Here is a 22654-nt window from a genome sequence, read left to right on the forward strand (position 1 = left end):
AAATGGCGTGAGGCTGGTGAAGAGCGGGATTACGCGATGATAAAGGTTTTCTATTGATTTCAGCGGTGACACAAGGTTGGCGAAAGCCACAGGTTGATTATGGTTAAGGGGCACGACACAAACCATAAGAAACTGAGGAAAACAGCAGGTATGAAACTGGAAAACTTATCTCGCAGAAGCTTTATGGCCTTCGCCGCCGGTGGCACCGTGGCGCTGGCAGCTGGCAAAGTCCACGCCCACGATAGCAAGGTTGCAACCTATCCGGCGAATGATCCCAACCATCCGCGCGACCCTGGCCCGCACGATCCGGTGCGCGAAGCGCTGAATCCGGATCTGGTCGATCCGCCAGCAACCGACAGCGGCACATTACCCAACCTGCGCTTTTCGTTTAGCGATGCGCACGTGCGCAAGGGCAGCGGTGGCTGGACGCGCCAGGTGACGCAGCGCGAACTGGGCATTTCCACCACCATTGCTGGCGTCGATATGCGGCTGGATAAGGGGGGCATCCGCGAACTGCACTGGCACAAAGAGGGCGAGTGGGCCTACATGCTGTACGGCAATGCGCGCATCACCGCGCTGGATACCGCAGGTGGCTGGTTTGTCGATGACGTCGGCGTGGGCGATTTATGGTATTTCCCGCCGGGCGTGCCGCACTCAATTCAGGGCCTCGGGCCGGACGGCTGCGAATTCCTGCTGGCCTTCGACAACGGCAATTTCGATGAAGACAGTACCTTTCTGCTCAGCGACTGGTTCAAACATATCCCGCCCGAAGTGCTGGCAAAAAACTTTGGCGTGCCGGCTGAGGTGTTTAACACGCTGCCCTCGCCGGAAGAGGAGTACATCTTTGCCGGGCAGGCCCCGGACGGCGCGGCGGCTTCGGCGGTGAGCGGCGGGGTGAAATCGAAGCAGGTCTTCTCACATAAAATGCTGGCGCAGAAGCCGTTGACGCTGCCGGGCGGCACGGTACGCATTACTGATTCCAGTAATTTTACGGTATCGAAAACCATCGCCGCCGCGCTGGTGGAACTGGCTCCCGGCGCGATGCGCGAACTGCACTGGCATCCCAATAACGACGAATGGCAATACTATCTGGAAGGTCAGGGGCGGATGGGCGTGTTTGCCTCGTCGGGTCAGGCGCGTACGTTTGACTTCCGCGCCGGTGATGTCGGCTATGTGCCCTTTGCCATGGGTCACTATATCGAAAACACGGGTGACAAGCCGCTGCGCTTTCTGGAACTGTTTAAAAGCGATTATTACGCGGATATTTCGCTTAACCAGTGGCTGGCCAGCACGCCACCGGCGCTGGTGCGTCAGCATCTGCATCTCAGCGACACCTTCATGAATGCACTGCAGCAGGAGAAGCATCCGGTAGTGAAATAGCCCGTGGCCACGCGCAGCCGGTGCTGCGCGTTCCCTCCTGATACTGTCCACATCTGGCGTGCATATCCCGCCCGGAACCCTGTGGATAAACCTTTCGTTGCCCCGTGCCAGCAGGGCTGACCAGCAGGCGGTTATTTTCTGAACGGCCGCCAGCGCAGCGATTTCAGTTTGTCCCGACGGGCTGCTGCCTGCATCACCAGACTCATCGCGGCGGGTAAGACCGTGAGCGTCACCAGCGTCGCCACTAACAGCCCACCGATAATCGCCAGCGCCATCGGTCCCCAGAAAACCTGACGCGAGATGGGGATCATACCGAGAATCGCGGCGCTGGCGGTGAGCACGATCGGCCGTGCGCGGTGTTCGGCGGCAGCCGCAATGGCCGCGTCCGGCGGCATACCTGCATCAACGTTGTTATCCGCCTCGCTGATCAGAATCACCGCGTTGCGGATGATCATGCCAGCCAGGGCAATAACACCCAGCAGCGCCACAAAGCCCATCGGCGTGCCGGTCGGCAGCATGGTCAGCACAATGCCCGGCAGACCAAAGGGCGCCATCAGCAGGGCCAGCAGCATGCGGGAAATCCGCCGCAGTTGTAACATCAGCAGCAGAAGCATGCAGAGCAGCGTGACCGGCAGGATGGCGATCACCGACTGGTTGCCCTTGTCAGACTCCGCTACTGCCCCGTCCTCGCTCAGGCGGTAACCGGCCGGCAAGCTGGTCCTGAAGGTGGCAATCAGCGGCGTGAGGGCGGCGGAGACGGCTTCCGCGCGCAAACCCGGCGCCGTATCGGTCTGAACGGTGATAAACGGCAGGCGCTGGCGTCGCCAGATAACGGGATCCTCCAGCCCCCACTGCGGTGTTGCGACCTGCGTCAGCGGAATTTTTGCGCCCGACGGCGCGGTTAGCAGCAGTCCGGACAGGCTGCTCAGGTCATGGCGCGCCGCAGCGTTGCCCTGTAGCACCACATCAATCAGCCGGTTGCGATCGCGTACCGTGGTGATCAGCGTTCCTGACCAGAGCGTATGCAGATACTGAGCAATCAGGTCAGAAGAGAGGCCGGCTGCGCGCGCTGCCGTCTGATTCACCTGCAAAGTGATTACGCGTTCGGGCTCACCGGCGGTTTGATTGACGTCACGCGTCAGCGCTGAGCTGCCGAGCGCGGCGGCCAGCCGCTCTGCCAGCTGCTGCACCTGGCGATAATCCGGACCGCTGATGCGATAACGAATCGGCCAGCCTACCGGCGGACCGAGCTCGAGCGGCGCGACGCGCGTGGTGATGTCGCTGAAATCCCGGGCAAGCACCGCATCCAGCGAGCGCTGCAGTCGTTCACGGGCGGCCAGGCTTTTGGCCACCACCACCAGCTGAGCGCTGTTTTCATCGTCCAGCAGTACATCCATGGGCAGGTAGAATCGTATCGCACCGGTGCCGACGTAAGACGAATAGTGGTCAACATCCCGGCTGGCGGAGACAATCCGCTCAAGGCGTTGCACCTGACGCAGGGTGGCCTGCTGCGACGCACTGGCCGGCAGCGCCAGGCTTACCAGCAGTTCAGGCCGATCGGAGGCCGGGAAAAACTCGCCCTGCATATACGTGGTGCCGACGCCGGCCAGCAACAGCGCCAGCATCGCCATCGCCAGTGTCAGCATGCGGTGGCGCAGCACGCTGCTCAGCAGGCGGCGATAGAGCTGGCTGAGGCGCCCGTTTCCGGCGCGGTGCTGCTTTAGCGTGGCCGGCAACAGCCAGCTGCCGGTCAGCGGTGAAAACAGCACCGCCACCAGCCATGAGCTGATGAGCGCCATCAGCACCACCGCAAACAGGGTATAGCAATATTCGCCCGCGCTGGATGCGGCAAAGCCGACCGGAATAAAACCGGCAATCATCACCAGCGTACCGGTCAGCATCGGGAAGGCGGTGGTACTGAACGCCCAGGCCGCTGCGCCGGTGCGGGAATCGCCGGCCTCCAGCCGCGCCACCATGGTTTCCACCGTGATCATTGCATCGTCCACCAGCAGGCCCAGCGCCACGATCAGTGCGCCCAGCGAGATGCGCTGCAGGCCGATACCGGCCAGATGCATGCCGATAAACGTCATGGCGAGCACCAGCGGGATCGCCGCCGCGACCACCTGGCCGGCGCGCAGTCCCAGCGAGACAAACGAAACTGCCAGCACGATGATCACTGCCTCGCCCAGCACATCGACAAATCCGCTGACCGCCTGTTGCACTACCGCTGACTGATCGGCGATGCGCGTCATCTCAATGCCGTGCGGCAGCTGGCTGGCTTCGCTCTCCATGCGCGTCCGCAGTGCCTGACCAAACTCCAGCATGTTGCCGGTGGCGGCCATCGACACGGCCAGTCCGATGGCCGGCTGGCCGTTAACGCGAAAAAGCGGAGCAGGCGGCTCGGCGGGGCGGCGCGTGATGGTGGCGATCGCCGTCAGCGGAACATAGCGATCGTTAACGTGCAGCGTAACCGCCCGCAGGCTCGCCTCGCTGTTGAACGCGCCGCTCACGCGCAGGGCGATGTTATCGGTGGCGGTGCGCACGCTGCCCGCCGGCTCCACGACATTCTGCGCCCGTAGCGCCTCTGCTACCTGCTGCAAATCCAGCCCCATGGCGGATAGCTGGCGCGGGGAAAAGGCCACTACCAGCTGCTCTTCCTGCTCACCCAGTAGCTGGATCTTACCCACATCCGGCAGACTCATCAGATCGCGGCGAATGTCGTCCACCCGGTCCCGCAGCTCGCGCGGGGAAAAACCGTCAGCGGTGAAGCCGTAAATCGTGCCAAAGGTATCGTCAAACTCATCGTTGACCGCCGGGCCCTGCACGCCCTGCGGCAAAGCCGGGGTCACATCCTGCATTTTTTTACGCACCTGGTACCAGATGCCGGCCACCTGTGCGGGCGGAGTGTCGTCACGCAGATTGACGAAAATGACCGTGCGGCCAGCGTGCGTTTCACTCTGCACATAATCCAGCCAGGGAATTTCCTGCAGCTTTTTCTCCAGCGGATCGGTGACCAGTCTGACCGTATCGTTGATGTCGGCACCTGGCCACTGCGCAGACACCACCGCAGTTTTGATGGTGAACGCCGGATCTTCGTTGCGCGAGAGTTTTTCATAGCTGACGATCCCGGCGGCCATGATTAGCAGCATGAGAAAGGCCATCAGCTGCTGCTGCTTCAGCGCCCAGGCAGAAAGATTAAACACCGGTTTCATGCTGGTCCTCCTGGCTGCCGGCAACGCGTTCACCGTCACGCAGGCTTCTGACGCCCGCCGTGATCACCCGATCGCCCGGCATGATGCCGGCGCGAATCCATACCGCATCTGCCGTGTAGCCGGCAATCGCCACCGTGCGCCGGATAACGCAGTTTTTCACCGGGTCAAGAATAAACACCGCCGGCTGGCCTGCGTGGCGGGTAAGCGCGGTGGCCGGAATCGCCATCACCGCATCCGCCGTTGTGTCGGCCAGCGGCAGGGTGACGGCGACGCTGGCGCCCAGCACCATCTCCGCAGGAGGATTGTCCAGCGTGATGCGCACCCGCCAGCTGCGTGTCTGGGCGTCGGCCTGCGGACTGACGTCACGCAGGTGCGCTTCGGCCATCACGGACGGATTCTGCAATAGCGCAACGCGGAAGCGGGCACTGGCCCGGCGATCGAGGGTTTCAGGTGTGGCAACGTCAAATACCACGTCACGGCCAATGCCGGTCGCAACGGTAAACACCGTCTGACCAGCGCTGACCACCTGACCGGCTGCGGCGCTGACGCCCGTCACCACGCCATCGTCAGGCGCGGTGAGGTGGGTCCAGCGCAGGCTATCCTGCGCATTTTTCAATGCCGCTTCACTGCTCTGCCGCCGCGCCAGCGCAGCCTGCCAGTCGGCGCTGGCGCTATCGAGCTGAGCGCGGGCAATAGCCCCGGACGGCATCAGTAGCCGCATGCGGTGCAGATTGAGGGCCGCCACTTTTTCGGCCGCGCGGCTGCTGTTCAGCTCCGCCTGTGCGCTCGCCAGCTGATTCAGCGCGCCGGGACTGTCAAGCACGGCGAGCGTCTCTCCCTGCCTGAAGCGGCTGCCGACATCGGCGCTGCGCGTCAGAATCCGCCCCTCCAGCCTGAAACTGAGCGAGGTTTCATCGTGCGCGCGGATCTCGCCGGTCAGAGTTTGCTGCCCGGCGGGCGCGGGCGGGCCAACCGTGATGAACTTTACCGGACGCGGTGGCGGCGGCATGGGCGAACGCTTGCGGTCACAGCCGGTCAGCAGCAGGGCCGTCAGCAGCAAACAGGGCAGCAGCGGCAGCAGGGAAACCAGGTGGCGCGGGTTAAGCAGGTGGCGCACACCCTGTTTGATCAGGCAGGGAAGCTCGTCGGTCATGGCGCAATTCCTTTATCGGTATTTGCGCCATTACACCGTGCGATTATCAAGAATCCGGCGATGTTCCATCAAGAGCGTGTCAAGAAGGGCAACAACGTCAGGCGTTGCGCGGCAACAAAATCTGTACCTGCAAACCTCCCGCTGCGGGCAGCGTGGCATTAATCGTGCCGCCGTGCGCCTGGCAAATCGCCCGCGCAATCGACAGGCCCAGCCCGCTGCCGCCCGAGTGGCGGGCACGTGACGCCTCACCGCGCGCAAAGCGCTCAAACATCAACGCCAGAAACGCCGCAGGAACGCCCGGGCCGCTGTCCTGCACGATGATTTCGTAATGATCAACGGTGTTGCGCGTGCGCAGCTGCAGCTGACTGCCGCTTCCGGCGTAGCGCAGGGCGTTTTCCAGCAGGATGGTGAAAACCTGTCCGAGACGGAATGGATCGACCGGCAGCAACGTCTCTTCAGCCAGCTCTGTACCGGTGCGGATGCGCGCTTCATCCAGCTGCGGTTTGATCCACTGCAGGCGCTCGCGCAGGATATCGGCCGGGTTGCAGCGGACTTTCTCCAGCGTGAGCTGGCCGGCATCCGCCAGTGACAGCAGATGCAGCTCATCGATCAGCCGGTGCAGACAACTGAGCTGCGCCATGATCAGGGCGAGCTGACGTGAGTCAGCGCTGAACACGCCATCAAGCAGCGCCTGCAGACGCACCATGGCGGCGTTGAGCGGCGACCGCAGCTCATGCGCCATGGCGACATGCGACGTACGCAGCTCTTTGTCGTAACGCGCCAGCTGGCGCGTCATGGCGTTGAAGTTGTGCGCGAACTGCGCCAGTTCGGCGGGCGCTGCCGGTGTTGACGCCGCCTGCGCACCGAAATCGCCTGCGGTCACCTGGTCTGCCGCTCGTCTGAGCTGGCTGAACTGTGCAGAAAGCGGGCGCGCGTGGCGCAGCCCGAAATAGGCAATAAACGGAATGGTCACCAGCACCAGGATGCCGACGGTGATCCAGTCCGAGGAAGCAATGGACGGATCGGAGTAGCGTATGCCCCACCAGCTATCGATGATCTGGTGAAAGCGCGCGGGATCGCGTTCCGGATGCGCACGCAGGGCGAGAAATTCACGCAGAACCGCCGGCGGCATATGGTGCGTGATCCATAGGTATTGCACCGTGAAGCGCAGCCACATGCACAAAGCAATCAGTACCACGGTACCGATAGCCAGCGTCAGAATGCGCAGACAAAGCCAGCGCCAGAGCGTTTGTGGGGATTTTTCTGTCATGGCTGGCGGAACCGGTAGCCTACGCCGCGCACGTTGAGCAGCACGCCCGCCATACCGGCCGCCTCCAGCTTTTTGCGCAGGTTATACACGTGGGTATCAATCACCCGCTCCAGCGCGTCGCTGTCCGGCATACATTGCTCCAGCAAAAACGGGCGGCTCAGCGCACGCACCGGTGCGCGCATCAGCGTGACCAGCAGCGTGAATTCGGTTGGCGTGGTATCAACGCAAAGCACGTTACCCGAGGCCTGCGTGACGGTAACCGTCATCGCGCCGCTGTTCACCTCCAGCCCCTGCCAGCGCAGGATCTCTTCCTGCAGCGTTTTTACCGCGCTGCGCCGCAGTACTGCCTGCACGCGTGCCACTACTTCGCCGGGATGATAAGGCTTGACCACATAATCATCCGCGCCGTAGCGCAGGGCACCGATGCGATCGGGCGTATCCCCCATGGCCGTGACCATAATCACCGGCACCTCGCTGCTGCGCCGGAGTTTTGCCAGCACCTCGGTGCCGTTCAGGCCGGGCAGCATCACATCAAGCAAAATCAGATCGGGCTGCCAGCGCAGGGCCAGCTCAAGTCCGCTCAGGCCATCCGCGGCAACACGCACCGCATAATTTTCCCGTAGCAGATAGGCCTCCAGCACCTCAGCCGCGTCAGCGTCGTCCTCAATAATCAGGATATTTTTGGTCTGCATAACTCACCTTGACAGTTTCTTCATAAATCCCTGGCTGTTTGTTGACACAGCCCCGGGATACTTCGGCTTCGCGCTGCGGCTGCCCGGGCAAGGGGCGGTAAACGGACCGATAAAGAGGTGACACGATGATAACCAGAAAAACGCTGATGTACATGACCCATCTGCTACTCATGATTTCCGCTGCCGCCAGGGCGGATGGCGACGCACAGACCAGCCTGACGCTCGGCGCGGGGGCGCAATTCGCGCCACGCTACAGCGGATCGAATAAAACACGGGTGCAGCCGGTACCGATTTTCCAGGCCAGAGATGGCGCATTTTTTGCTGATGCCCAGAAAGGCATCGGGTACGACCTGCAGAGCGACAGCGGGTTTTATCTGGAACACACGCTGGGTTATGGCCTGGGCCGAAGCGATAAAGATTCAACGTGGCGCGACGGCGCCAGCCGGCTGCAAGGCATGGGAAACATCAGTGCGACGGTGAACACTGCACTGGCGCTGGGCTGGCAGCTCACGCCGTGGCTGAGTGCAGAGGGCAAAGCGGTGCTGCCGCTCAGCGATGATCAGGGCGTGAACTATCAGGCATCCGTTACGCTGGTGCCTCTCCAGCGCGACAGCGATACCGTTGCACTGCAGACGGCGGCACTGTTTGGCGATGCGCGTTATATGAATACCTGGTATGGCGTGAGCGATGTCCAGAGCAGGCGCAGCCGGTTTTCACGCTACGATGCCGGCGGCGGCTTTTATGGTGTTGCGACTACGCTCACCTGGAGCCACCAGTTTGATGCCCACTGGGGCACGCTGGTCAGCGCGGGTTACAGCTGGCTGGGCGATCGCGCCGCGGACAGCCCGATCGTGTCCCGGCGCGACCAGGTCACCGGCACGGTCGGCTTTAGCTACACCTTCTGAGAAACGTTATCGGTGGCTGCACAACGCCCGGCAGGCGCGCTGTGCAGCACGATAGCCACTACGCGGACATGCCGCCATCAATCACCAGTTCGCTGCCGGTAACATAGACACTTTCGTCCGATGCGAGGAACAGGGCAGCCGCCGCAACTTCGCCAGGATGGCCGAGGCGTTTGGCCGGTATCTGCGCGCTGAATGTCTGTCGTACCTCGTCGCTGACCTGGTCAAACATCGGCGTGTCCGTCGGGCCAGGACTAAGCGTGTTGACGCGAATGCCGCGCGGTGCCAGTTCGCTGCTCCAGGTGCGGGCATAGGCGCGCACCGCGGCTTTGCTGGCCGAATAAGCGCCATAGCCGGGATTGGCCATGCCGCCCGCAATCGATCCCACCAGCACGATGGCACCGCCTTCCGTCATGTGCTTCACCGCATGCTGTACGGTGAATACCATGGCACGCACGTTGAGGCCGAACGTGCGGTCAAAGTGCTCTGCGCTGGTCTCTTCGAGGCTGGCGGGTTCAGCCACGCCAGAGGAGTTCACCAGAATATCGAGACGTCCGGCGCGGGCCTGCACGGTGTCAAACAGACGGGCAACATCGTCTGCGCTGGTGAGGTCGCCCGCTATTGCCTCAATGCGGCCGCCAGTCAGCGTGACGGCTTCGGCCAGCAGCGCTTCGCGTCGCCCGGTGATGAAAACGTGGGCACCTTCCTGCACAAAACGGCGCGCGATGGCGAGGCCGATACCACTGCCGCCGCCGGTCACCAGCGCGACTTTTCCTTCGAGTTTCATTATGGCTGCTCCAGAATGAGAGGGGTGGACGGCTGATGATACATTTCGTATATTTAGTGTCAATTACGCACCTTATCTACATTAGATATACATAAGGAAACCCCATGCCGACTGATATCGCGGCGCTGCTGGCAGAGATCAACAGCACCCGTCCGATCCTGGAACAGGTCGCCAATAAGTGGTCGGTATTAATTCTGACCGTGCTGTGCACTGAACCCGCGCGCTTTAACGCGATCAAGCGCCGTCTTGATCCGATTACCCACAAGGCACTGACGGAGGCGTTGCGCCGGCTGGAGCGTAACGGCCTGATTAGCCGCCGCGTGATCGCCTCGTCCCCGGTGGCGGTGGAATATGCCATTACGCCGCTGGGCCAGACGTTGCAGGATCCGTTTGTTGCGCTGGTGAAGTGGGCCAGAGAGCAGGGCGATGCGATTGAAAAGGCACAGGTTGTCTATGATCAACGTCGTGCCAGCGAAGAATAAAGCGTGGCGGCCGCCGGCTATTCAGGCGGTCTGTTAATCGCATGCTCAACATGGTTTGCCGTTCTTCTCCTCGCCGCTGAATTAGCCCACATAAAAACGGAATTATTAAATTCGACTCGCCGGAATTTAATTACGTCATTTCAGGAAATTTCACGCTGCGTTATTATTTGTGTGCAGGAAAAAACGGTTAAAAATTTTGAATGGGTAAAGCAAATGATTTCAATAACACCTCTGCAGGTTTGCGCTACAGTATTAGCACTTGATTATTTGAGGATGTTTCCATGAAATTTTTGAAAAAAACGGCGCTGCTTTCTCTGGTGGCATTATATGTTCCCCTGTCACATGCTGCAGCGACGGAATATAACCTTGACCCGCAACATACTTCCGTGGTGATCGCATGGAATCACTTTGGTTTCTCTCATCCGACTGCTGATATTTCTGATGTTTCCGGTCAGCTGGCTTTTGACAAAGAAAACCCGGAAAAGTCACAGGTTAATGTGACCCTGCCGTTAAAAACGATTGACACGCATGTGCCAGCGCTGACCAAAGAGTTTCTGGGTAATGAGTATTTTGACGTTAAAAAATATCCTCAGGCCACCTTCCACAGCACCCATGTGGAAAGCAAAGGCGATAATAAATATGATGTGCAGGGTAATTTAACCATCAAAGGGATCACTAAGCCGGTTGTGCTGCACGCCACGCTGAACAAGCAGGATATGCATCCTATGGTTAAAAAGCAGGCGATCGGTTTTGATGCTACCGGCGTCATCAAACGCTCGGATTTTAAAATCGATAAATATGTTCCGGCCGTGGGCGACGAAGTGACGATTACGCTCTCTACCGAGGCGTACGCCAGATAATGCATTGCGCGCTTAATCGCGCGCTTTTTCTCAGCATCAACCTGCGGCGCTATGCGCGTGTTCAGCGCGAGTTGTACTTCTTCCCTGGGTGCAGCATCACTGCCTGCCAGCGCATTTCTCGTCAGCACCCTCTGACGCTTTGCCTCATCACCTGCCTGCAATTTCAGACCTTTAGCAATAAAGCCGAAAAAAACCACCAATTCATACCCTTGCGATGACCGCCAGCACTGCACCTGATTACCTGATGGGTTTTTACCCTGCTAACAGCGGCCAGTGAACTATATTTTTACCCACTGAAGTACGAAATCATGAGTTTAGCAGATAACCGGCACGATAACGGTTACTGATTTTGGTGACTTATCTGACAACCACGGTTGTTAGCTGAACAGAAGGGAATATCATGCCATTACTTCCTGGTGAGTTATCTGGTGCGCCGACATGGGTGCCTGCTGTATTGCTCGTCACACTCTCGCTACTGCTGGGTTTTCTGGCCCGCTTTCTTCTTCTCAGGTTTATCCGCTACTGGCAAAGCCGCGATCGCAAGCTGTTTAAATCGCTGGAAAAGCATCTGCGGGGATCATTATTTTTATTCATTCCATTACTGCTGATCAATATGGGGATGAATTATGTGCATCTCGATCCTGGCTCACTGAGCTTTATCGCCACCACGCTTAATATCTTTATCATCTTATCGTTCTGTTCCATTTTAATTCGTCTGATTAACGTAGCGCAGGATATGTTGTTTATTCGCTACGATATCAACCTGTCTAACAACCTGCGCGCGCGTAAAATTCGTACGCAATTAATCTATGTTAAAAAAGTGGCTATCGTCATTCTGGTACTGTTTTGCCTGAGTTTAATTCTGCTCAACTTCCCTGGTGTTCGTAAATTCGGCACCACCATCCTCGCGGGTGCCGGGGTAGCAGGTATCATTATTGGTTTCGCTTTGCAAAAGTCGCTGGTGAATCTGTTTGCCGGCATTCAGATTGCTTTCACCCAACCGATAAAAATTGACGATGGGTGGTGGTCGAAAAGGAGTGGGGCTGGATTGAGGAAATCAATCTGACCTATGTTGTGGTGCGCATCTGGGATTTACGCCGTCTGGTGCTGCCCATCACCTATTTTACCGAGAATGCATTTCAGAACTGGACGCGAAATAATGCACAGATATTAGGGTCTGTGTTTCTCTATGTTGATTATTCGATGCCGCTGGCGCCGCTGCGTGAGCATTTTGAAAAAATCCTCAATGAGACGCGGCTCTGGGATCGCGAAACTCAGGTACTGCAGGTAACCGATACCACGGAAAAAACTATGACCATCCGTTTACTGATGACCGCGCAGAACTCACCGACGGCATGGGATTTACGCTGCTACGTCCGCGAGAAAATGATTGAATTCATTCAGCAGAATTACCCGCAGAGTCTGCCGCAGGTGAGAGCCACCCTGACCGACGCCGACAAAGCATAGTTCAGGCTGGCGATGGGGCATTGCGCGGTAACTGCTCAGGTTGCCATTGCTATCCGGCGTTATTATCAGGGCCCTTGTCGGGGCCCTGAACAGGGCGTTTTCTCCGTCCGTTTTTACTGACTCTTTTCCTTATCCGCCTCCGCTGCCTTTGGCAGATCTTTACGCAGTTTTGCCACCTGATCCGCGCTTACCGCAGGTGCCTGATTGCCCCAGCCGTTACGAATGAATGTCACCAGATCCGCCACCTGCTGATCGTTGAGCCGCCAGGCAAAATCAGGCATAGCCAGCCCGGTGACCGCCTCCTTCGTGACAGCCATTTTGCCGCCGCGCAGTACAATGCTAATCACCGATGAAGGATCATCACTCAGGATTGCTGAGTTACCGGCAAGAGAAGGGAAGGTTTTGGCGTAGCCTTTGCCATCCAGGCGGTGGCAACCTGAGCAGTTATCCATATACAGCCGTGAACCAGGTACGCTGATGTCTCCCCGGATAAGTGCGGCAGTAGTGGTATCGGCGGATGGCGCAGACGGCGCATCAGGGGCGGAAGCCGGCAGTGACTTCAAATAGCTCGCCACCGCAGCAAGATCGGCCTGGCTGAGATATTGCGTGCTGTGCTCTACCACATCCGTCATAGAGCCGAACGCGGCTGAGGTGTTGGTACGACCGGTTTTCAGGAATAACGCAATATCTTCATTTGACCAACTGCCGAGTCCCGACTTCGCGTTGCCGGTCAGGTCCGGCGCATGCCAGCCCTCCAGTGTCCCGCCGGTCAGGTACGTTTTACCCTGCTGATCTAACGATTTTTCCTGATAAGCAATGCCACGCGGGGTATGACAGGTGCCGCAGTGACCCAATCCCTGCACCAGATAAGCGCCACGATTCCACTCCGCACTTTTGGTGGTATCCGCTGCGTAAGCGTTATCGTCGTGGAAAGCCAGATTCCACAGGGCCAGTGGCCAGCGCATATTCAGTGGCCATGGAATATCGCTTTTTCTGTTTTCCGCGTAAACCGCCGTTACGCCATGCATCATGTAAGCATACAAAGCATGCATATCTTCATCGTTAACTTTGGCATAAGCCGTATAAGGCATCGCTGGATACAAATGGCGCCCGTCTTTCGCTATTCCCTGACGTAATGCTTTAGCAAAGTCGTCATAGGTATATTCGCCAATACCGGTGGCTTTATCCGGGGTGATATTGGTCGAATAAATTGCGCCAACCGGCGTCATCATTTTTAATCCGCCGGTAAAGCTCTCTTTTCCGGCAATCGAGTGACAGGCAACGCAATCTCCGGCAGTGGCAATATATTTACCCTTGCTGATGAGTTCCGGAGAGACATCTTCCGCTGCAGAGGATAAAGCACAGAATAGTGTTAATAAGGACAGCCATTTCAAACAGGTCATTTTCATCTTCTTATCCTTATCCCCTTAAGCCTGAACCATTGGGCCTGGATTTTTCAGGTAAATCGTTTTGATTGCGTTAGCTGAAAATAGCGTGGTTGCGCCGACGATTCCCGTGGGGTTGTATGCATGGTTTTGTGGGAAGCAACTGGCACCGGCCACGAAAACGTTGGACACGTCCCAACACTGCAGATATTTATTCACCACGCTGGTCGCCGGGCTGTCACCCATTATGGCGCCACCGGTGGTATGGGTAGATTGATAAGGACGAACATCGTAATGCGTAGATAAGTTTTTGAAGCCCATGTCGTAAGAATCTGGCCCGATAGCCTTAATGATATTTTCCGTTTTGCCTGCCATGAACTGGGTCATTTTGAGTTCATTCTGCTGCCAGTCAAACGTCATTCTTAATAAAGGCAGCCCATAACCATCGGTATAGGTCGTGTCAAGGTCAAGATAACATTGCTTATAAGGCATGACAGATGAACTGACGCCAATGCTCATATTATGCAGGTAGCTATCCCTGATTGCTTTTTTCCAGCCGCTGCCCCATTTAGGCGCATTTTTAGGCGTGACAGTTTGTTCAATAGGCCGGGCGCCGGTAACATGCGCAGAGACCGTACTGCCACCAATAAAGCCTGCAGCAGAGTGATCGAAGTTTTCACTGTTGTAATTATCAATATAGGCGCCTGACGCACCGGTGGCGGCAAAATGGTTAAAGTAGGTCTCTTTATTGAAGAACAGTTTTGCGCCGCCTAACATTTGATAGGCATAATTCCTGCCAACCACGCCTTCGCCTGTCTCGGGATTATAAGGCTTACCGATTTTAGACAGTAAAAGCAGCCGGACATTATGCAACTGGAAGGCGCTGAGGATAACCATCGCGGCGGGTTGTTCGACTTCACTGCCATTTTCATCAATATAGGTTACGCCAGTGGCCAGTTTCCCCGTGTTGTCTTTATTGACGCGAAGCACATGTGATTTACAGCGCAATTCAAAGTTATCGTATTGCTTAAGGGCGGGGATAACGCTGGTTTGTGGCGACGCTTTAGAATAGTTATAGCAACCGAATTTCTCACAAAAACCACAATAGTTACAGACGCCCAGCGCAACGCCGTACGGGTTGGTATATGCCTCAGTGCAGATGGCGGCGGGACCCGGGAAGGGATTGTAGCCCAGTTCTTTCGCGGTTTTTTCAAATAGCATGGCTGAATACTGGTAAAGCAACGGTTTGGTCGGGAAAGGATTCGCGCGTTGCGCTTCAAAGGGGTTGCCACCTTCGATGATATTGCCATTCAGATTCCCGGCCTGGCCTGAAGCACCACAAATTTTCTCAAACTTATCAAAATAGGGTTCTATTTCACTGTAGCTGAAAGGATAGTCCTGCAGCGTCATACCCTCAGGAATAAAACTGGCGCCATATTTTTCAGTTACCACGGTTTTCAGCCGGAGATCCGCTTCCAGTGGCCGCCAAAGCAGACCATTCCAGTGTACGCCAGCACCGCCCACGCCGTCGCCGGGTAAAAAAGAGCCCATGCGGCGATAAGGTAAAGCGGTATCTTTCGCGGTATGCCTTACCGTCACGCTCTCTTTGGATATGTTCTGAAAAAGTTTTAGCCTGACACCATATGTCAGCTCATCAATGATACGGGGATAGGCAAAGTCAGGGTAAGTATCTCGCTGTTCTCCCCGTTCAAGCGCAACAATTTTTAATCCGGTTGAGGCTAATTCTATCGCCATCAACGAACCAGCCCAGCCAAAGCCAACAATAACTACATCTACAGGTTCTTTTTTAATCGTCATTTTTTTGCACCATATTTGCCAGAAATACTTACAGGGCCTAAAGGATAAGGTTTATCTGGGTTCTCTATAACCTGAATAAAGTCCGCGCGCGCGCCCGGAAAACCAATCAATTTCCAGGATGCCATGGTTTGATTACCGCCATGCACCGGATCGGCTAAATAACCTTCTTTAGTGTTCTGTAGTAACTGAGAGAAAAATAACTTGCCGGAAATAGTATCAAGCACGATTTTTCCCGACTCCAGATCGTGTAAAATCGCTTGCTGTTTTTCTTTGCTCAAATCAGCGAAGTTATTCTGGAAATTTTCACGGCAGTATTTGTTCAGGTTGATAATTCCCCGGCGGTAAATTTCCCGTGGCACCAGATTAGTCTGGTATCCCATCTCAGGAATCGACTCCTGAAATGGCGGGCTCATATACCACAGGTAACCATAGCCATAAGGCAATTCCATTTGCTTATCGATGTAAACGGGCACGCCTTCACTCACCGCACCGGGGCCGCATTCGTCTTCAGGAATCAGCAGGTCCGTTGCGGATAAAATAAATCGCCATTCGTCATTATTAAAAAATACCGGAACGTAGTGATAGGTCTCACTTTTTTCTGTAGCCGGAGCTGCAGAAGCCATCGCGCTCACTGCTGTGGTGCCTGCAATCGCGGTGAAGGGGATGACAGAAAGGGTTTTCTGCAGAAATGACCTTCTGGATGTTTTGATTGGTTGCTCTTTTGATTTCATTCAAATGATTCCTGAGTACAAAGACATGGCGCTTTGCACTACTTGCTTTTGCCCACCCCCTTTCTTTCCCAGGGGAATAATAAATAACTTCAACTAATTGTTTTTCTGTATTCAATCCTCTGGCCATGCGGCAGCCCGATCTCTCAGGGATCGATGCATGCTGTAAGCAGTCTTACGGGATAGTCGTTGCGATTTTACATGGTGAAACAGTGTTGTACCATATGAAACAAGGTCATTTTGTCACCCTATTTGTAACGAAGATATACATGCGTGGTGGGCGAATTGTTATGAAATGGTCGTTTTCATTAACATCCGGTACCGGGTATACGTCCAGCGGACATCAGGCAGCACGGCAGCGGCAGGGGACGGCAGTCTATTTCTGGCATAAAAAAATGCCCGCAGAGCGGGCATAACAAAAAACTACAGGAAAAATTCTCGTCGCAACGCTTGAGCTGTGTGTTGCGTCACTATAATAGCAACGAAAATTCTCCCCTGCTGACAATGTTCGATGAGTTAATTTTGTTGCCGGGATTCACAGCGCACGCTTCCGTCGCCATTTCTCCCGTTCGCGATGAGCTATTTCCGCTGTCCATGTTAACCCGCCCAGCGCGACTGGCGGATAATCCGGCAAAAATTCATCGGGCGAAATGCCGGTTGCTTATCAGCGATGACGTCAGCTTTCACGTTGCCGAAAGTCGTCGCCGGTTTGTGTTGAATGCCTTCATAAAATGCCTGGATAATTTCTTCTTTAAACTGTTCCGGACGGGGATGCTGCTGCACCACGGCTTCACGTTGCTCATCGCTGAAGTGATCATAGTCAATACCCAGCACATCCATCTCAACGCCGGCCGTCACCAGGGCGATTTCCCCGGCCATAAATTGCGGAATGCCGGGCGTCGTGTGCAGGGCAATCGCCGTCCACACTTTATCAATGTCCGCCTGGGCAACCCCGTAATGTTGCAGAAAATCGCGCGCCGCATTGGCGCCATCGACTTCAAAGCGCTTATCGCAACTGCAATGCTGTTGCGTCAGGCCCACATCATGGAACATGCAGCCAACGTAAAGCAGCTCGGCATCCACTTTGACGCCCAGTCGCTGACCTGCCAAAGCGCCCCAGTAAAAAACGCGGCTGGAGTGATGAAATAACAGATCCGATTCGATGTCACGTACCAGCGCGGTAGCATCGCGCGCCATTTTGCTGTCCGGGATACGAATGCCGTTAATAGTAAAACTCATGGTGATGTCTCCGCTTAGTGAAGTTGCGTTCAGCATAAAGCCGCGCGACAATGTCATGAATCTCTGTTTAACGATGATTTCTGACATTGCGATTTAAGCGGACAGCCAGACAATGACTCACCATCACATTACCCTTTTGGCCGTTCCCGGCGCCCAGTTGCTGGATATTTCCGGGCCGCTGGATGTGTTTGCCGAGGCAAATCGGCTGCTGCATCGTCAGGTGTATCAGCTCAGCGTGATGTCGCTGCAGCACACCAGCATCCGCTGCTCGTCTGGTGTCCGGCTGGAAGCCGACGTTGCGCTAACTGCGGCGACACAGCATCGCGCCGATACCTTTCTGGTTGCCGGAGCACCTGACGCCAGCCAGATGCAGCTTTCCGCCAGTGAGTGCCAGCAGATTATCGCGCTCTGTCAGCGCAGCCAGCGTTACGGCTCGGTGTGTACCGGGGCGCTGCTGCTGGCGCAAACGGGTTTGCTGAACGGCAGGAAAGTCACTACTCACTGGGCGTGTGCGGAACGGCTGGCATTACTGCTACCCGATGCACAGGTCGAAGCCGATGCGCTATATGTGGCGGATGGTGCATTACGCACGGCAGCGGGGGTGACGTCCGGACTGGATCTGGCGATGCGGCTGGTGGAAGAGGATCTCGGGCGCGAGCTGGCGCAGGAGGTGGCCGCCAGCCTGGTGATGTTCTTCCAGCGCCCGGTGACACAGGGACATTTTGTGCGTAAACAGCAGGTGTCCCTGGCCGGACGCAGCGCCTTTCAGGAGATGCAGCGCTGGGCAATCGCGCATCTGGCACAGATTCGCGGGCTGGAAGACCTGGCGGCGCACATGCACCTCAGTACGCGGCATTTAGCGCGTCTGTTTCAGCAGGAAATGCAGATCCAGCCTGGCGCATGGCTGGAGCAGACACGCATCAGCCACGCGCGGGCTTTGCTGGATGCCGGTGAGCTGCCGCTCAAAGCGATCCCGGCGGCCTGCGGCTATCACAGTGCCGATGTGATGCGCCGCGCGTTTGTCAAAGTAACCGGCATGACGCCGTCGCTGTATCGCAAAATGTTCCCGCCGCCGCGCTGAGTCTGCACCACTGTCTGTATTCTCGTCCGGCTGCGCCATCCAGCCGCTTATTCCAGCGTGTTGCTTTCCAGCTTATGCGTTGCAGTCCCGCGCGTTGACCACCAGCAGAGCAGCGAACCGAGGCAAACCATCGCCGTGCCTTGCCAGAAGGAGAGGGTCAGGCTGGAGTTAAGGATAAAAGCGGCTATCAGCGATGAAATGATAGGGATAAAGTAGGATGCTGCGGCTAACAGCGTGACATTGCCGTGCAGAATGCCGACGTTCCACGCCGCATAGCCAAGCCCCATCGCCATCGCTGCCAGCGCCAGGCTGATGCACGCCTGCAGTGAAAACACCACGGGCGGCTGCGGTGATAGCAGCGATTTCAGCCACAGCGTCAGCGCAGTTAAGATAAAAAACAGCGTGATGCCGTTACTGCCTTTAGCGCTATTTTTTGTCACCACACAATAAACCGCCCAAATCGTCGCACCGCCCAATGCCAGACCATAACTGAGCGGATTATCCATCACGTTGTCGATCATTTCGCCCAGTGAAAATCCCCGATCGCCGCTGAGTACCCGACAAATACCGGCGACGGCCAGCAGGAGGCCGGGAATAATCAACGGGCTGGTCTTTTGCCGGTTAACCATCACCGTTAAAACGATGGTCATCGCCGGCCACAGGTAATTAACCATGCCGACTTCAATCGCCTGATGGCCGCTATGAGTAAAACCCAGCGACAGCGACAGGCAGAGCTCATAGCAGACAAACAGCAGGCTGCCGAGCAGCAAATAGCGTCGGGGAAACTGGCGCAGGTCAGGAAAACCCACGGTGAGCAGCAACAACAGGGCGCTGGCGCTATAAATCAGCGCGGCACCGGTTACCGGACCAAAACTTTCACTAACGCTTTTTATTAATCCTACAATCGTGCTCCACAGCAGAATGGCCAGCAGACCAGTCAGGGTAGCTTTACTCTGCGGCATTACCCGTTACCTCAATGTGTGAAAAATCGCGGCGTGCTCGCCAGTGTGGCTGCTGGCGGGGACGCAGACAAGATGAATCTGCAGGTTGCCGATGTGGCTGGCCGGAAAGCGCACCCGCCTGCAGGCAAAAATTTGAAAAAATATCCTTATTAAAATCAGTGTAATAGAGTAGTGATGTAAATCTTCGCTAAAAAATATCTTGCTATTAAATAGCGCACTATATAAATTCAGTCTCAGTTCAGAACACGACCATCAAGTCATTATCATTTAAGTAGCGCGCGATATAATCGCAAAAAATATTAAAGGAGTAACACCATGAAATTACAACACTCTCTGCTTGCCATGGCGATGGCTACTGCGTCGGTAAATAGCTTTGCTGACGCACCACAACCTGAACGTCACGTGCAACAGTTTTTACAGGCGCTGAACAGCAGCGGCGGCAAACCGATTGAGCAACTGTCACCGCAGGCGGCGCGTCAGGTCCTGATTGATGCGCAGAAGGGCGTAACGCTGCCGCCGGCCGATGTCACTGAAAAAACCATTCAGGTAAACGGCCAGCCCATTAAGCTGAATATCGTAAAACCGCAGGGCGCACAGGGTACGCTGCCGGTATTTATGTTCTTCCACGGCGGCGGCTGGATCCTCGGTGATTTCCCGACCCACGAACGTCTGGTGCGCGATCTGGTGGTGGAATCTGGCGCTGCGGCCGTGTTTGTGAACTATACGCCGTCACCCGAAGCGCATTATCCGCTGGCCATTAATCAGGCTTATGCGGCGACACGCTGGGTGGCGGAACACGGTAGTGAAATTGGTGTTGATGGCAAGCGCCTGGCGCTGGTTGGTAACAGCGTCGGCGGTAACATGGTGGCGGCGGTCGCGCTGCAGGCTAAACAGCAGCAAACGCCAGCAATTCGTTATGACATCATGCTGTGGCCGGTAACCGATGCGCGCTTTGATACCGCTTCGTATCACCAGTTTGCCAACGGATATTTCCTGTCGCGGAATATGATGAAATGGTTCTGGGACGCCTACACCACCAAACAGAGCGAGCGCGACAATATCCTGGCTTCGCCGCTGCGCGCCACGAAAGAGCAGCTGCAGGGCTTACCGCCAACGCTGATTCAGACGGCAGAACTGGATGTGCTGCGTGATGAGGGTGAAGCCTTTGGTCGCAAACTGGACGCCGCCGGTGTGGATGTCACCGTGACGCGCTATAACGGTCTGATTCATGACTACGGTCTGCTCAATCCGCTGAGCGAGGTGCCGGCAGTCCGCACTGCGATTCGCCAGGCGGCGGAAGAGCTGAAAACCCATCTGCAGTAAGCTTCAGGCCAGGCGCGGCGGCGTCTGGCCCGTTCATTTATCCTCGCGTCACTTCCACTTCATCTCACCGGTATTCACCTTCGCGCTCAGCTCCAGCGAGCTGACATCCGCTAAGGTTGGCCACGCCTGTTTCATTGCCTCAATCACCGCCGCGGAGCCTTTGTGCTGTTGCAGCGCCCGCTCAAAACTTTGCAGATAATCCAGCGTAAAGGTGACCGCTTTATCGCCCGCCGGACGCGCACCCAGATAGTGGCCGGGGATCACCACCTGCGGCTTCAACTGCTGCATTTCTCGCAATACCTGACGCCACTCTGCGCGGCTGGCTGCGGTCTGGGTGTCCGCGGTCCAGACATGAATGCCTGAGTCCACTACTGTGCCACCGAGTATTGCCTTACTGGAGGGAATCCACACGTAGGCTGATTTTTCTGCCGCGTGGCGCAGCTCGATGCGCTCACCATCGACGCTAAACCGCGTCTGGTGGGTAATCTGTGGTACATACAACTGGTGCGGCGCAGCGCCGTTCATCTGCGGTCCCCAGTACTGCAGCTTGGCATCTTTGGTCGCTTCGATATGTTCCACTACCAGCGGCGAGGCGACAATTTTGGCCTGCGGGAACGCCTGCACCAGCGGCTCAAGACCGAAGTAGAAATCCGGATCGCCCGAGGTGATCACGATGTGGGTCAGCTGCTTGCCGCGCGCTTTAATCAGTTCCACCAGCTTCTCGCCATCTTTGGGGCTGAACTGCGCATCAAACAGAATCGCTTCATGCGGACCGGAGACCAGCGTCGACGAGACCGGAAAAATTCCCTGTTCCTGTGGGTTATACACGTCTAACTGCAACGGGGCGGCAAAAGCCGGCGCGGCGGCTAAGGTGACCAGCAGCGCGAGTGATTTCATCTTCATGGCATCTTCCTTTTTACGGCAACGTGCCGTCACTGAAAGACGCTATTGTAAGCAAATCGCCAGCTGGCAGAATTCCCGCAATCAGATATGATCAGTTGCATAAAACGATCAGATGGAGCCTGCATGGACAGAGTGACGGCAGCGCGAGTGTTTAACCGGATTTGTGAGTTGGGAAGCCTGAGCGCGGCGGCGCGCGCGCTGGATATTTCGCGCCCGATGGTCAGTCGCTATCTTGATGAAATGGAGAAGTGGGCAGGCGCACGCCTGCTGCACCGTTCTTCACGGCGGCTGACCATTACCCCTGCGGGTGAGCAGATTTTGCATAAGACACGCGCGCTGGCCCGGCTGGCCGACGAGATTGAACAGCAGGGCGATGAGGGCAAACCGCAGGGCACGTTGCGCGTGGCCTGTGCACATTCAACCGCCACATACATTCTTGGACCGATGATTCCGGCGTTCTTCGCGCGTTACCCGGCGGTGCGTATTGAGCTGGAGATCAATAATCAGCCGGTCAGTCTGGTGGGTGAGCGCATCGATGTGGCTATTCGTATTACCGACGATCCGGAGCCCGGCGCCATAGCCCGCAGGCTGGGTGAATGTGCCTCGGTAGTCTGCGCCGCGCCGGCCTATTTAACGCAGCGGGGCGAACCGCAGACGCCAGCGGATCTGGCACAACATAATTGCCTGCACTACAGCCGCTTTGCCGGGCAGCGCTGGCAGTTTCACGATGCGCAAGGCGAGGCGGTTTCCGTGGTGGTGAGCGGCAATTTCAGCGCCGGTATTTCATCCGTGTTATGTGATGCCGCTATCGCCGGCTGTGGTGTTGCCATGGTGCCGGCAATGGAGGCGCAGGCTGCGCTGGCCAGCGGTCAGTTACGTTGCGTGCTGCCCGGCTTTCAACCGCGCACCTTAGGCATTTATGGCCTGTATATGTCGCGCGAACGCCAGCCTGCGGTATTACGGGTATTTCTGGATGCGGTGATGCAGCAGTTGCGAAACCTCTGAATCAT

The 22654-nt window shown here is 56.6% G+C and carries 19 protein-coding genes and 1 pseudogene; 9 read left to right on the forward strand and 11 right to left on the reverse strand.

The genetic code is table 11. The annotated features are described in order from the left end of the window. Positions 1-183: 183 nt before the first annotated feature. Entirely contained in the window at positions 184-1380 is a 1197-nt protein-coding gene (locus FT726_RS06910; protein ID WP_346302623.1) for a cupin domain-containing protein, read from the forward strand. Positions 1381-1511: 131 nt separating this feature from the next. On the opposite strand, the gene FT726_RS06915 is transcribed toward FT726_RS06910, so the two are convergent. From FT726_RS06915 to FT726_RS06930, 4 genes are all read right to left on the reverse strand, one after another. After that, positions 1512-4592, reverse strand: coding sequence for an efflux RND transporter permease subunit (locus FT726_RS06915; RefSeq protein ID WP_346302603.1), 3081 nt, complete (start codon positions 4590-4592; stop codon positions 1512-1514). Beyond that, positions 4576-5745 (reverse strand): efflux RND transporter periplasmic adaptor subunit, encoded by a 1170-nt coding sequence (locus FT726_RS06920; RefSeq protein WP_141495899.1) that lies wholly within the window; start codon positions 5743-5745, stop codon positions 4576-4578. Before FT726_RS06920 ends, FT726_RS06915 begins: the two co-directional genes overlap by 17 nt. A gap of 97 nt (positions 5746-5842) precedes the next feature. After that, positions 5843-7015: a cell wall metabolism sensor histidine kinase WalK gene (locus tag FT726_RS06925; RefSeq protein WP_288421508.1), complete on the reverse strand. Its 1173-nt coding sequence runs from the start codon at positions 7013-7015 to the stop codon at positions 5843-5845. Then, positions 7012-7707: a response regulator transcription factor gene (locus tag FT726_RS06930; RefSeq protein WP_288421510.1), complete on the reverse strand. Its 696-nt coding sequence runs from the start codon at positions 7705-7707 to the stop codon at positions 7012-7014. The genes FT726_RS06925 and FT726_RS06930 overlap by 4 nt, the downstream gene beginning before the upstream one ends. A 125-nt stretch (positions 7708-7832) precedes the next feature. Between FT726_RS06930 and FT726_RS06935 the strand changes: the two genes are divergently transcribed. Continuing rightward, positions 7833-8612, forward strand: coding sequence for a MipA/OmpV family protein (locus FT726_RS06935; protein ID WP_136547327.1), 780 nt, complete (start codon positions 7833-7835; stop codon positions 8610-8612). A gap of 58 nt (positions 8613-8670) precedes the next feature. Here FT726_RS06935 and FT726_RS06940 read toward each other — a convergent pair whose 3' ends face one another. After that, the gene (locus FT726_RS06940; RefSeq protein ID WP_346302624.1) at positions 8671-9399 is read right to left on the reverse strand and encodes a 3-oxoacyl-ACP reductase family protein; all 729 of its coding nucleotides are present in this window, start codon (positions 9397-9399) and stop codon (positions 8671-8673) included. Between the two features lie 101 nt (positions 9400-9500). Here FT726_RS06940 and FT726_RS06945 point away from each other — a divergent pair, with 101 nt between their 5' ends. The 4 genes and pseudogenes from FT726_RS06945 to FT726_RS06960 all read left to right on the forward strand — a co-directional run bounded on the left by FT726_RS06945 (position 9501) and on the right by FT726_RS06960 (position 12205). Further along, positions 9501-9878, forward strand: coding sequence for a helix-turn-helix domain-containing protein (locus tag FT726_RS06945; protein ID WP_021509005.1), 378 nt, complete (start codon positions 9501-9503; stop codon positions 9876-9878). A 3-nt stretch (positions 9879-9881) separates the two neighbouring features. After that, positions 9882-10163: a hypothetical protein gene (locus FT726_RS06950; RefSeq protein WP_346302604.1), complete on the forward strand. Its 282-nt coding sequence runs from the start codon at positions 9882-9884 to the stop codon at positions 10161-10163. Continuing rightward, complete coding sequence (locus FT726_RS06955) at positions 10160-10738, forward strand: YceI family protein (RefSeq protein WP_222952139.1); 579 nt, start codon at positions 10160-10162, stop codon at positions 10736-10738. The genes FT726_RS06950 and FT726_RS06955 overlap by 4 nt, the downstream gene beginning before the upstream one ends. Before the next feature lie 400 nt (positions 10739-11138). Then, positions 11139-12205: pseudogene (locus FT726_RS06960) on the forward strand (mechanosensitive ion channel family protein). 113 nt (positions 12206-12318) lie between these two features. On the opposite strand, the gene FT726_RS06965 reads toward FT726_RS06960, so the two are convergent. From FT726_RS06965 to FT726_RS06980, 4 genes are all read right to left on the reverse strand, one after another. Continuing rightward, complete coding sequence (locus FT726_RS06965) at positions 12319-13614, reverse strand: cytochrome c (protein ID WP_346302605.1); 1296 nt, start codon at positions 13612-13614, stop codon at positions 12319-12321. Between the two features lie 18 nt (positions 13615-13632). Next, entirely contained in the window at positions 13633-15408 is a 1776-nt protein-coding gene (locus FT726_RS06970; protein WP_346302606.1) for a GMC family oxidoreductase, read from the reverse strand. Beyond that, positions 15405-16139 (reverse strand): gluconate 2-dehydrogenase subunit 3 family protein, encoded by a 735-nt coding sequence (locus FT726_RS06975; protein ID WP_288421524.1) that lies wholly within the window; start codon positions 16137-16139, stop codon positions 15405-15407. The genes FT726_RS06970 and FT726_RS06975 overlap by 4 nt, the downstream gene beginning before the upstream one ends. A gap of 594 nt (positions 16140-16733) precedes the next feature. Further along, positions 16734-17375, reverse strand: a complete 642-nt coding sequence (locus FT726_RS06980; RefSeq protein ID WP_058759077.1) for an HD domain-containing protein — start codon at positions 17373-17375, stop codon at positions 16734-16736. A 112-nt stretch (positions 17376-17487) separates the two neighbouring features. On the opposite strand from FT726_RS06980, the gene FT726_RS06985 reads away from it, so the two are divergent. Then, on the forward strand, positions 17488-18456 hold the full coding sequence (locus FT726_RS06985) for an AraC family transcriptional regulator (RefSeq protein ID WP_346302607.1): 969 nt from the start codon (positions 17488-17490) through the stop codon (positions 18454-18456). A gap of 47 nt (positions 18457-18503) precedes the next feature. Here FT726_RS06985 and yddG read toward each other — a convergent pair whose 3' ends face one another. Beyond that, positions 18504-19418 (reverse strand): aromatic amino acid DMT transporter YddG, encoded by a 915-nt coding sequence (yddG, locus tag FT726_RS06990; RefSeq protein ID WP_282996508.1) that lies wholly within the window; start codon positions 19416-19418, stop codon positions 18504-18506. A 342-nt stretch (positions 19419-19760) separates the two neighbouring features. On the opposite strand from yddG, the gene FT726_RS06995 reads away from it, so the two are divergent. Further along, on the forward strand, positions 19761-20741 hold the full coding sequence (locus FT726_RS06995) for an alpha/beta hydrolase (RefSeq protein ID WP_369974302.1): 981 nt from the start codon (positions 19761-19763) through the stop codon (positions 20739-20741). A gap of 48 nt (positions 20742-20789) precedes the next feature. On the opposite strand, the gene FT726_RS07000 is transcribed toward FT726_RS06995, so the two are convergent. After that, positions 20790-21644, reverse strand: coding sequence for a Vmh family MBL fold metallo-hydrolase (locus tag FT726_RS07000; protein WP_282996510.1), 855 nt, complete (start codon positions 21642-21644; stop codon positions 20790-20792). Positions 21645-21767: 123 nt separating this feature from the next. Between FT726_RS07000 and FT726_RS07005 the strand changes: the two genes are divergently transcribed. Then, the gene (locus FT726_RS07005; protein WP_346302608.1) at positions 21768-22649 is read left to right on the forward strand and encodes a LysR family transcriptional regulator; all 882 of its coding nucleotides are present in this window, start codon (positions 21768-21770) and stop codon (positions 22647-22649) included. Positions 22650-22654: the final 5 nt, after the last annotated feature.

The organism is Pantoea sp. Morm (genome assembly GCF_016643525.1).
Lineage (GTDB): Bacteria > Pseudomonadota > Gammaproteobacteria > Enterobacterales > Enterobacteriaceae > Pantoea > Pantoea dispersa.

Coding starts and splice junctions, on each gene's coding strand:
- FT726_RS06995 (WP_369974302.1), top strand. CDS start 19,761: ATGGCGATGGCTACTGCGTCGGTAAATAGCTTTGCTGACGCACCACAA.
- FT726_RS06980 (WP_058759077.1), bottom strand. CDS start 17,375: ATGAGTTTTACTATTAACGGCATTCGTATCCCGGACAGCAAAATGGCG.
- FT726_RS06945 (WP_021509005.1), top strand. CDS start 9,501: ATGCCGACTGATATCGCGGCGCTGCTGGCAGAGATCAACAGCACCCGT.
- FT726_RS06955 (WP_222952139.1), top strand. CDS start 10,160: ATGAAATTTTTGAAAAAAACGGCGCTGCTTTCTCTGGTGGCATTATAT.
- FT726_RS06975 (WP_288421524.1), bottom strand. CDS start 16,139: ATGAAATCAAAAGAGCAACCAATCAAAACATCCAGAAGGTCATTTCTG.
- FT726_RS06985 (WP_346302607.1), top strand. CDS start 17,488: ATGACTCACCATCACATTACCCTTTTGGCCGTTCCCGGCGCCCAGTTG.
- FT726_RS06930 (WP_288421510.1), bottom strand. CDS start 7,707: ATGCAGACCAAAAATATCCTGATTATTGAGGACGACGCTGACGCGGCT.
- FT726_RS06935 (WP_136547327.1), top strand. CDS start 7,833: ATGATAACCAGAAAAACGCTGATGTACATGACCCATCTGCTACTCATG.
- FT726_RS06965 (WP_346302605.1), bottom strand. CDS start 13,614: ATGAAAATGACCTGTTTGAAATGGCTGTCCTTATTAACACTATTCTGT.
- FT726_RS06910 (WP_346302623.1), top strand. CDS start 184: ATGGCCTTCGCCGCCGGTGGCACCGTGGCGCTGGCAGCTGGCAAAGTC.
- FT726_RS06925 (WP_288421508.1), bottom strand. CDS start 7,015: ATGACAGAAAAATCCCCACAAACGCTCTGGCGCTGGCTTTGTCTGCGC.
- FT726_RS07005 (WP_346302608.1), top strand. CDS start 21,768: ATGGACAGAGTGACGGCAGCGCGAGTGTTTAACCGGATTTGTGAGTTG.
- FT726_RS06915 (WP_346302603.1), bottom strand. CDS start 4,592: ATGAAACCGGTGTTTAATCTTTCTGCCTGGGCGCTGAAGCAGCAGCAG.
- FT726_RS06970 (WP_346302606.1), bottom strand. CDS start 15,408: ATGACGATTAAAAAAGAACCTGTAGATGTAGTTATTGTTGGCTTTGGC.
- FT726_RS06920 (WP_141495899.1), bottom strand. CDS start 5,745: ATGACCGACGAGCTTCCCTGCCTGATCAAACAGGGTGTGCGCCACCTG.
- FT726_RS07000 (WP_282996510.1), bottom strand. CDS start 21,644: ATGAAGATGAAATCACTCGCGCTGCTGGTCACCTTAGCCGCCGCGCCG.
- yddG (WP_282996508.1), bottom strand. CDS start 19,418: ATGCCGCAGAGTAAAGCTACCCTGACTGGTCTGCTGGCCATTCTGCTG.